Below are 8,381 nucleotides of genomic sequence, written 5' to 3'. Positions count from 1 at the left end.
ACATGCACTGGAGCAGGATCGGCCCGACATCCTGAAACGCCGCCAGGCTTGGTTCGACGGTCAACTCGATCTCGATCCGGCAAGGCTCGTGTTCATCGATGAGACGGGGCTGTCGACGAAGATGGCGCGCTTGCGTGGAAGAGCGCCCCGTGGTGAGCGTTGCCGGGCGGGCGTTCCCCACGGTCATTGGAAAACGACCACTTTCACCGGCGCCCTGCGGTTGACCGGGATGACCGCGCCCTTCGTCTATGACGGCGCCATGAACGGCAACGTATTCCTTGCCTATGTCGAGCAGGTCCTGGTCCTGACCCTTGAGCCCGGCGACGTTGTCGTGATGGACAACCTGCCGGCCCACAAGACCGCCGGCGTGCGTAATGCGATCGAGACGGCAGGTGCGAGCCTGCTCTATCTGCCGCCCTACAGCCCCGACTTCAACCCAATTGAAAATGCGTTCTCCAAACTCAAGGCGCTGCTACGGGCAAAGGCCGAAAGGACCATCGATGCCCTATGGGAGGCAGTCGGCTCGATCATCCACCTCTTCAGCCCAGCCGAATGCGCGAAATACTTCCAGGCAGCGGGCTATGAACCAACTTAAACAAGATACGCTCTAGCGGCACCAGAAATGCTGCGTCGGCGAGGCATGCTGCTCCTTACAAGCATCGCAAGCGCAGCGATAATCCACCGGGAACGGCTCCGCACAGATGATCGAGTTCACCCAGTCAAGCCCCGTATCGTGGCGCCCTTGCCGCCACAAAAGCAATGCAGGGAACGCCGCAGCTTGACGCTGGAGAACGATTTTTTAGCCCGAGCGCTCGGCAAGGCGGGATTGCTGGGCGGAAAGAAATGATCGACCGCTCGCACAAGCTGTTGCTCGTGCGTCAGGCGAAGCTTCTCGGCTTCAGCCGTGGCAGCGTCTATTACTCCCCGCGTTTGGTGTCCGACTGCGATCTCGCCCTGATGCGGCGGTTACGCCGCCCCTTGGGGCAGTCGACTGGCAGGCGAGGCAAGTTCTCCCCGCCGGCCGTCCGCGCGAGGCATCCGGCGCTGCCAACGAGCGTTAAGGACAACTCTACTGTTTGCCAAGCAAGCGTGGCAACGGAGTGCGCCACGGCCCGACCAGCGATATCCAAGAATGCGCGCTCTGGTCGGGCCGGCTGCGCGGTAAAATGGTCAGCACAATACCAACCCAGCGACGAAATCTTGATATTCCCGAAGCCGGAGTCAATTTACCCATTAGGCTAGGAATTACATAAATAATATTAGAGCTTATAAGTAATTGTATCTTTAGATCACACAGCGCTCTTGCGCCAACACGTGGCATTGCAATATATGCGTTGCACGTAGCGCTACGGAGGGCTCGTAGCTCAATGGTTAGAGCCGGCCGCTCATAACGGTCTGGTTGGGGGTTCAAGTCCCTCCGGGCCCACCATGAACCCAATGTCTTGCTTGCCTGCGTATTACCAGAGATAAAGAATTATAATACTTTTTGGTAATTGATGGAAACTTTCTGATAATATGTAACATAATCGCACGACCTTTCTTCTGGCGAGATAGGAACTGTGAAATGTCTACGATTGGTATTGAATTGTTAGCTCAGCGCCTGGAAAATGCTGACGACAATGACCATGGCCTCGAATATGATTTGTTGAAAACTATTTGTGAGTGCGACACTTGGCCAACACACTCAACGCTTGTCGAGCTTTTGAATGATGTTGATGCCTTACAGAAGAAGCTGCTCCCCGATTATACGATGCACTCCATGCGGAACTCGGATAAGCGCCTTCCTGCATTCATTGTAAGTGTCTGGACCCCTTTTCCTACCCGTAAGGTCTATGAGGCAGCATCACGGGTAGAAACATGGGCAAAGCTTGCTGCCGTTCTGCGCGCTTATGCAAGCATTACCAAACAAGAGCCGAAACGCTGAGTGGTCCGCTACCGTTTCAGGTCATCATGATCGAAAATAAAACGACATATCTGGCATATCACAGCAATTGCAACGAGCTTGGGCCGCGCAATTCATGGTCGCAAGCCGCTACCCCCATCGAGGTGCACAAGCTGCCAGTGATACGCCCCAGCCAGGGGGCACTGCGTGAACAGGATATCTCATGACCACTGAAACATTTCCCGCCATCGGCCACATCTTTGAAGCCCGTTTCGGCGAACTCGCCTTTCTTCTCAAGTTCCACGACGACGGCAAGACGATGCAGTTCACACCCGCCGACGCAGGTCCTAGTGGATTGACCGGGACAGAAGAGTCCTGAGGGGGATTCCTGTGCATCGAGGCCTGTGCGAATGTGTGGAATGCGCACAGGAATTTCCATCAGCGTGAGCCCCGAGGATCGCCGACGGCTAGAGGCGATCGTCTCGGACCGCAACACGGCGCAGAAGCATGTCTGGCGGGCGCGGATCGTGCTTCTCACCGCGGACGGCGCCGGCACGAACGCCATCATGCGGGCGGCAGGCGTCTCCAAGACGGCCGTGTGGCGCTGGCAGGAGCGCTTCATGGCCGAGGGCGTGGATGGCCTCCTACGTGACAAGACGCGGCCGCCCGGCCGCGCCCCTATTGAGTCTGGTCGGGTCGCCGAAGTGGTGCACCTGACCCAGAGCGACCCGCCGCACGAGGCGACCCACTGGACGGCACGGGCCATGGCGAAGGCCAGCGGTCTCGCCGTCTCGACGGTGCAGGAGATCTGGAAGGCGCACGGGCTGGCGCCGCATCGCTGGCGCGCCTTCAAGCTCTCGAACGATCCCGCCTTCGTCGCCAAGCTGCATGACGTGGTCGGGCTCTATGTCGATCCTCCCGCCCATGCGGTGGTGCTGTCGGTCGACGAGAAGAGCCAGATCCAGGCGCTCGACCGCACCCAGCCAGGCTTGCCGATGAAGCCGGGACGCGCCGGCACCATGACCCACGACTATGTCCGCGACGGCACGACGACGCTGTTCGCCGCTCTCAACATCCTCGACGGCAGCGTGATCGGCCGTCACATGCAGCGCCACCGGCATCAGGAGTTCATCCGCTTCCTCAACGTCGTCGAGGCGGCGGTGCCGGCCGGCAAGATCGTCCACGCCATCATGGACAACTACGCCGCCCACAAGCACCCGAAGGTGCGGCAATGGCTCCAGCGCCACCCGCGCTGGGTGTTCCACTTCACCCCGACCTCGGCCTCCTGGCTCAACGCGGTCGAGGGCTTCTTCGCCAAACTCGCCAAACGGCGTCTAAAGCGCGGCGTGTTCCGCTCCCTCGTCGACCTCCAGGCCACCATCAACCGCTTCATCGCCGAACACAACCAGACGCCCAAACCCTTCGTCTGGCGCGCCGATCCGGATACCATCATCGCCGCCAGAAAACGTGGGTTCCAAACGTTGGAGTCAATCCACTAGATTACTATACTCGATGGTCTTCCACTGACGCGTGGATCAACGCACCAATACCCCAAATAATAAGTAGCATCACGAAAATCATGAATGAATAAGTATAACGATAAGGGTATTTAGCGAACTCCGGCCGAGTTGGAGGTACGAACAAGCTAAGATAGATGGCCTGTCTTCGAGCGCGGGCCTCAGCCCGGTCCAGCGCCGCTTGCGAACGAGCAAATTTCTGCTCGATGATCATGCGAGTTACGTCCAACTCCTCGTATTTAGCTAGAGACGCTGCAAGCGTTTTTGAAGCGTTACCGGTAAGCTGACCACGCAGACCCGCAGTTTGCTCGTCCAACGAAGCAATACGATTACGCAAGACTCGAAGGCTGGGAGCATCCGCGCCGAGTTCGGCGGCCATCACTGCTTCCTCATTCTTCAATTTCAAGCGCTCCGTCAAGAGCGGCATGAGCAAGTTCGCGATCTGGGCACCGGCCTGGTCGGGATCGATCAGCGCATCCTTATTTCGGAACTCCTGCAGGGCCTTGAGGCTCACTTGCAATTGCGTGACGACTTGCTGTACTTCCTTCTCAGCACTTGTCATAGCATCAGCCCTCGCCCTGTCCGATAGCTGATTTATTAGTTTCTCACTCTCCGCTAATATTACTTGATTGAGCTTGTACGCATCGTCGGCACGAAAAGCAGTGACGTCGACGGTCACAATGTTTGATACAGGATCGACATAAGCATCCACCATGCGTTGCCAATAGCTTGCCAAATCATCAATCGAGGCATTTTTCGTAAGGCGCGCGACGGAATCGGCCTCGGGACGTTGAAATATCTCCCGAATGTCTAGCTTACTTTCAAGAGCGTTAATAATTGCGCGACTTCTTATGTAATTCGTAACGATATAGGCATCCTGCGCCGTCGAGGATGGAATCAATGATGTGCTGATGGGCCCTGTCTCGCCCTCCCCCCCTTTGTCTGGAGTTTCCGGCTCCATCGCACGTACCGTGAAGCGCGCTTCGGACTGATATTGATCGGCGGCAATGGTCACGAAATAGCCCAAGCCTATCAAGCTTGGAATCACCACGAATACGAAAAAGCTCCACAGATAGGAAGGCGACCACGAGCTTAGCTCAGCCTTAATCGCCTGCGAGCCCGCATCCATCCCCAAGACATTGGTACGCTTGATCGGTAATGTCTTGGTGTCATCGGCACACTGAGGCAACACCAGTCTGTCGCACTCGAGTTCTTTATTTTCCTCAGCCGGCGGCGGACATTCTATCGTCTTGCCGACCGTGTGTTGTTTCAGATCCATAGTCACTTCCAAATCGCGTGGACACTCCCCCGACGCAGTCCGGTCACTTGTGCGCAAAAATAGAGATTGCTGGCCCGTGCCGGTGATCAGGCTCTTCGCCTTCCAGGGTGATATGAGCAAAACCAACGACCCTCAGAGCGGCTAACAAGTCATCTCGGTTTAGCCAACGGTGCTCATCCTTCGGGCCGCCGCAAAATTCGGCATGGATTGGGGCGTCCAGATAGGTCCTGCGGTAGGTGCGGACGCTTACTCCGTGGAAATCTTGAATCTCGGGTTCATCTGCGAAGACAAGGCGTCTTGGATCCGATCGAGGCATGAGATCATCATCGATGAAATGAGTCCATAGATAGACCGTGCTTGTACGCTTTGCGATGAGTTCAATAAGATGAAGTGGATCATTGGAATGATAAAGTACGCCTGATGCCACGATGAGATCGTAGATCGTAGGCTTCTCTTCCAACCATTTTACGAAGTCGCCAAGCCAGATGCGAGCGTGGGATAGACCCAGGATTTCCTTGGTAATCAAACACCGTAAAAAAGCTAGCTGATTAGCCTCCACTGCATCGACTTCGGCGCCAGCCTCCTCAAGCATGAAGGTATGACCACCTTCCAGGGGTCCCAACTCAAGAACCTTCTTACCGTCGAGGGGCCCATATTGCGACATCATCCATGAAATTCGAGAGTCAGCGTAAGTAGCAAGTTCTCCCGCCACGAGTCCCAAATGTTGAGGAAACGAACAGTTCCAGCCACTTACAATATCGACAGCATTCTGGTGGCAAGGCAAAGAGGTGACGTAATTACCGAATATTTCCCGATCGCCGCGCACATTTTTTGTACGTAATTTGATGAAATTTTTGATTACATTGACATGTGCAGAAATCATATTGCTCATCCGGCGATTTATATAAAAAAGATATTCGATTATTTTAAGATTTATTCAGATTTGATTTAGAAGAAGCCACGTCATAGGAAGGTAATTTTTCATGGATGTGAAACTCAACAAGAGATGGCATGTGACCATCCATCATCAATAGAGGGACCGGCACGCAACCTGCACCATTTGACCAGCGCCATTGACGAATACCGTCGCCCTCACATGGATGGAAGCCAGAGCCGAGCATTGGATGGTCAAGCGGCACCTCTCGTATCATTCGAGCTGAACGCACGATAATGCGACCCAATGCTATCCCGAAGCGAGATGCCCTCTTTCCGTGTGTGGATGCGACAAGATCCGAGCGAGATGTTATCCGCACATCGGTAGTTCGAGGTGGCATGACAAAGGTATGAATTCCCCCTTCAATAGAAATAGGCTCAAACTCCATACCGTCACACCCCAGGCGGAGTGCAGGATCGCCGATACGCCGATGGATTCTGCTGTTTTCTACTATATTTTCTTTCATTAAAATCTTGCACCTTCAGCCATAACCTATAAATATAATATAATTCCCGAATATATATGTTACATAGAAAAATATCTCACAAAATAATAACGGGAGTTTCCACTCCCGTTATATCTAAACATGAAATATTTAAGATCAGAACTTGTAGTTCAGTCCAGCACGGACAGCGTGGAAATTAGGCGATGCCTTCGTCGTCAAATTCGCCCCTCTAACTGTATAATCACCAAAATCAACATATTGATATTCGAGGCGCCCGCTAAGATTATCGGTGAACGCATACTCAACGCCGGCACCAGCGGTCCATCCGAGCTTGGTGTTGCTATTGCTGATGGAGATACCATTATAATTCAACTTATAGTCGATGCTGCCATAGGCCAAACCGCCCGTTGCGTAGATCAAGTAGCGATCATATGCGTATCCAATACGCGGGCGAAGCGTGCCATACCATTTGACGTCAGACCGGCCCTTGCCTGGGGCGTTAGCGACCGATCCAGAGATGCTGTCTTTAATCTGGGCTCCCTGGATATCAGCCTCAAGACCGACGACAACGCTGTCAAACTGATAGTTATACCCGGCCTGCAATCCCCCAAGGATACCCTTGCCGCTCAACTTGCCCAGATCACCCAGATAGTTAGGGCTGTGAACACCGAGACGATCGTCTCCGCCAAAAGCATAGCCAATATTGGCGCCAGCATAGAACCCAGCCCAAGAAAATGGCAAGGCGACTGGCGGGACAGGCTCGACGGCGGCCGGCGCCAGATCGGCCGCGATAGCTGCAGTCGATGTAAGTAAAAGAACGATCACCGCCGCGGAAGTCTTCATACTCATTATTTTCATTACTCCGTTTCGCTTGCTTTTAATCCCGGCGCGCCAGCTTCTGCTAGCCCGACAGCCTCTCAGACTGCGACCCGACGATGCATCGCATTAGCTTCCCAGGAACCCCAATGCCCACCTCTCGGACAAAAGAACTCTGGACACATACCACCCGCAAATCTCGCCATCAATACCTCATAACTGGTAAAATATCACTTGAAATTTATAAATATAATTTATTATTTTCACAAATATTTATATATCCGTCGCAGAAACACCATCAAACGAGGCTTAATATGCGCATTGATTCCGATTTTTATTGTATCTATATATAAATTTACCTTGTTTTCATTCTGTAGAATTTGATTTAATTGCGGACGGTTTCGATTGCGCTTGGTTCTTAGGAAGTTGAGCGAAAGATGCGCCGCCATTGAAAGCGGAGTAAAGTGTTGCGTATTCCAGTTTGTTTTGTGATCATCGCCAGCCTTGCGGCTTGTTCCAGCTTGCCGAATGCCGGCCCCACGGCTCATGCCATCCTCAGCGATCAGCAGAGGGGGGCACTGCAGGATGTGTCCGTTACGAATTCATATTCCGTCTTAGACATTGATGCGGCGACCGTCGCGGCGTTGGCGCGGCATCGACCGACCGGCTTCCGCGGCAGTTTCGCGGCAGGCGGCCCGCCGTCGAGCGGGACGCTGGGCATCGGCGACATGGTGTCGGTATCCATCTTCGAGGCGAGCTCGGGTGGCCTGTTCGGCACCTCCGACGCTACCGGCAGCGCCGGCAGCAAGAGCGTGCAGCTGCCGCCCCAGCAGATCGATCGCGGCGGGCGCATCAACGTGCCCTATGCCGGCAGCGTCGTCGCCGCCGGCCGTACGCCGGCCCAGGTCGGCCAGGCCATCGTCAGCGCCTTGTCGTCCAAGGCGATCGAGCCGCAGGTGCTGGTCACCCTCACCCAGAATGCCGCCAATCTCGTCACGGTCTCCGGCGAAGTCGGCCAGGGCGGCCGCTTCCCCCTCGCCGTCAAGGGCACGCGCGTGCTCGATGCGATCGCCCTCGCCGGCGGTCCGCAGGCAGCGGCCCACGACCTCTTCGTCCGCCTGACGCGGGGGTCGCGCACGGGCGTGGAAAGCCTGACCTCCCTGGTCTCCAATCCGCGCGAGAACATCTATCTGCGCGCGGACGATCAGCTCTTCATCTATCGCGAGCCGCGTACCTTCACGGTGCTCGGCGCCACCGGCAAGAACGACACCATCGATTTTACGAGCGACAGGGTCACCCTCGCCGAAGCCATCGGCAAGTCGGGCGGCTTGAACGATTCGCGTTCGGATGCGAGCGGTGTCTTCGTGTTCCGCTACGAGGATGCAGCTGCCTATCGCGAACTCAGGGGCGGCGCGGCGTCCGGTGGCTATCGGTCGGGCAGCGTACCCGTCGTCTATCGCCTCGACATGAAGAATCCGGGTTCCTTCCTGTGGTCGCAGCGCTTCCTG

10 protein-coding genes, 1 tRNA gene and 1 pseudogene are annotated in these 8,381 nt (G+C 55.3%); 7 read left to right on the top strand and 5 right to left on the bottom strand.

The features are described from left to right. The 6 genes and pseudogenes from ACTJKX_RS37255 to ACTJKX_RS37230 all read left to right on the top strand — a co-directional run. A partial coding sequence (locus ACTJKX_RS37255; protein ID WP_440728408.1) for an IS630 family transposase occupies positions 1–595 on the top strand: 595 nt, incomplete at its 5' end. A 183-nt stretch (positions 596–778) separates the two neighbouring features. Then, positions 779–969 (top strand): annotated as a pseudogene (locus tag ACTJKX_RS37250) (IS3 family transposase); the annotation flags it as partial. Positions 970–1,353: 384 nt separating this feature from the next. After that, a tRNA-Ile gene (locus ACTJKX_RS37245) sits at positions 1,354–1,429 on the top strand. A gap of 135 nt (positions 1,430–1,564) precedes the next feature. Further along, positions 1,565–1,924: a hypothetical protein gene (locus ACTJKX_RS37240; protein WP_440728407.1), complete on the top strand. Its 360-nt coding sequence runs from the start codon at positions 1,565–1,567 to the stop codon at positions 1,922–1,924. A gap of 181 nt (positions 1,925–2,105) precedes the next feature. Beyond that, positions 2,106–2,261, top strand: coding sequence for a hypothetical protein (locus ACTJKX_RS37235; protein ID WP_440728406.1), 156 nt, complete (start codon positions 2,106–2,108; stop codon positions 2,259–2,261). Between the two features lie 40 nt (positions 2,262–2,301). Next, the gene (locus ACTJKX_RS37230) at positions 2,302–3,381 is read left to right on the top strand and encodes an IS630 family transposase (protein ID WP_440728405.1); all 1,080 of its coding nucleotides are present in this window, start codon (positions 2,302–2,304) and stop codon (positions 3,379–3,381) included. Between the two features lie 4 nt (positions 3,382–3,385). On the opposite strand, the gene ACTJKX_RS37225 is transcribed toward ACTJKX_RS37230, so the two are convergent. From ACTJKX_RS37225 to ACTJKX_RS37205, 5 genes are all read right to left on the bottom strand, one after another. Continuing rightward, positions 3,386–4,678 carry a capsule biosynthesis protein gene (locus tag ACTJKX_RS37225; RefSeq protein ID WP_440728404.1) on the bottom strand — a complete coding sequence of 431 codons (1,293 nt, stop codon included), beginning with the start codon at positions 4,676–4,678 and terminating at the stop codon, positions 3,386–3,388. 43 nt (positions 4,679–4,721) lie between these two features. After that, entirely contained in the window at positions 4,722–5,570 is an 849-nt protein-coding gene (locus ACTJKX_RS37220) for a class I SAM-dependent methyltransferase (RefSeq protein WP_440728403.1), read from the bottom strand. A 34-nt stretch (positions 5,571–5,604) separates the two neighbouring features. Beyond that, positions 5,605–6,078, bottom strand: coding sequence for a hypothetical protein (locus ACTJKX_RS37215; protein ID WP_440728402.1), 474 nt, complete (start codon positions 6,076–6,078; stop codon positions 5,605–5,607). Between the two features lie 135 nt (positions 6,079–6,213). Next, positions 6,214–6,906: an outer membrane protein gene (locus ACTJKX_RS37210; protein ID WP_394315680.1), complete on the bottom strand. Its 693-nt coding sequence runs from the start codon at positions 6,904–6,906 to the stop codon at positions 6,214–6,216. A 230-nt stretch (positions 6,907–7,136) separates the two neighbouring features. After that, positions 7,137–7,421 carry a hypothetical protein gene (locus ACTJKX_RS37205; protein ID WP_440728401.1) on the bottom strand — a complete coding sequence of 95 codons (285 nt, stop codon included), beginning with the start codon at positions 7,419–7,421 and terminating at the stop codon, positions 7,137–7,139. 96 nt (positions 7,422–7,517) lie between these two features. On the opposite strand from ACTJKX_RS37205, the gene ACTJKX_RS37200 reads away from it, so the two are divergent. Continuing rightward, a partial coding sequence (locus tag ACTJKX_RS37200; RefSeq protein WP_440728400.1) for a polysaccharide biosynthesis/export family protein occupies positions 7,518–8,381 on the top strand: 864 nt, incomplete at its 3' end.

The sequence above is a fragment of the Labrys sp. 22185 genome (genome assembly GCF_052045555.1).
GTDB lineage: Bacteria > Pseudomonadota > Alphaproteobacteria > Rhizobiales > Labraceae > Labrys > Labrys neptuniae.
Note: the sequence above shows the minus strand (reverse complement) of the source record. Positions and strands in the feature narration are given on the sequence as shown.

What these genes read in the sequence shown, in the direction of transcription:
- ACTJKX_RS37230 (WP_440728405.1), top strand. Translation starts at nt 2,302, where the DNA reads ATGCGCACAGGAATTTCCATCAGCGTGAGCCCCGAGGATCGCCGACGG.
- ACTJKX_RS37210 (WP_394315680.1), bottom strand. Translation starts at nt 6,906, where the DNA reads ATGAGTATGAAGACTTCCGCGGCGGTGATCGTTCTTTTACTTACATCG.
- ACTJKX_RS37215 (WP_440728402.1), bottom strand. Translation starts at nt 6,078, where the DNA reads ATGAAAGAAAATATAGTAGAAAACAGCAGAATCCATCGGCGTATCGGC.
- ACTJKX_RS37205 (WP_440728401.1), bottom strand. Translation starts at nt 7,421, where the DNA reads ATGAGCCGTGGGGCCGGCATTCGGCAAGCTGGAACAAGCCGCAAGGCT.
- ACTJKX_RS37220 (WP_440728403.1), bottom strand. Translation starts at nt 5,570, where the DNA reads ATGAGCAATATGATTTCTGCACATGTCAATGTAATCAAAAATTTCATC.
- ACTJKX_RS37225 (WP_440728404.1), bottom strand. Translation starts at nt 4,678, where the DNA reads ATGGATCTGAAACAACACACGGTCGGCAAGACGATAGAATGTCCGCCG.
- ACTJKX_RS37240 (WP_440728407.1), top strand. Translation starts at nt 1,565, where the DNA reads ATGTCTACGATTGGTATTGAATTGTTAGCTCAGCGCCTGGAAAATGCT.
- ACTJKX_RS37235 (WP_440728406.1), top strand. Translation starts at nt 2,106, where the DNA reads ATGACCACTGAAACATTTCCCGCCATCGGCCACATCTTTGAAGCCCGT.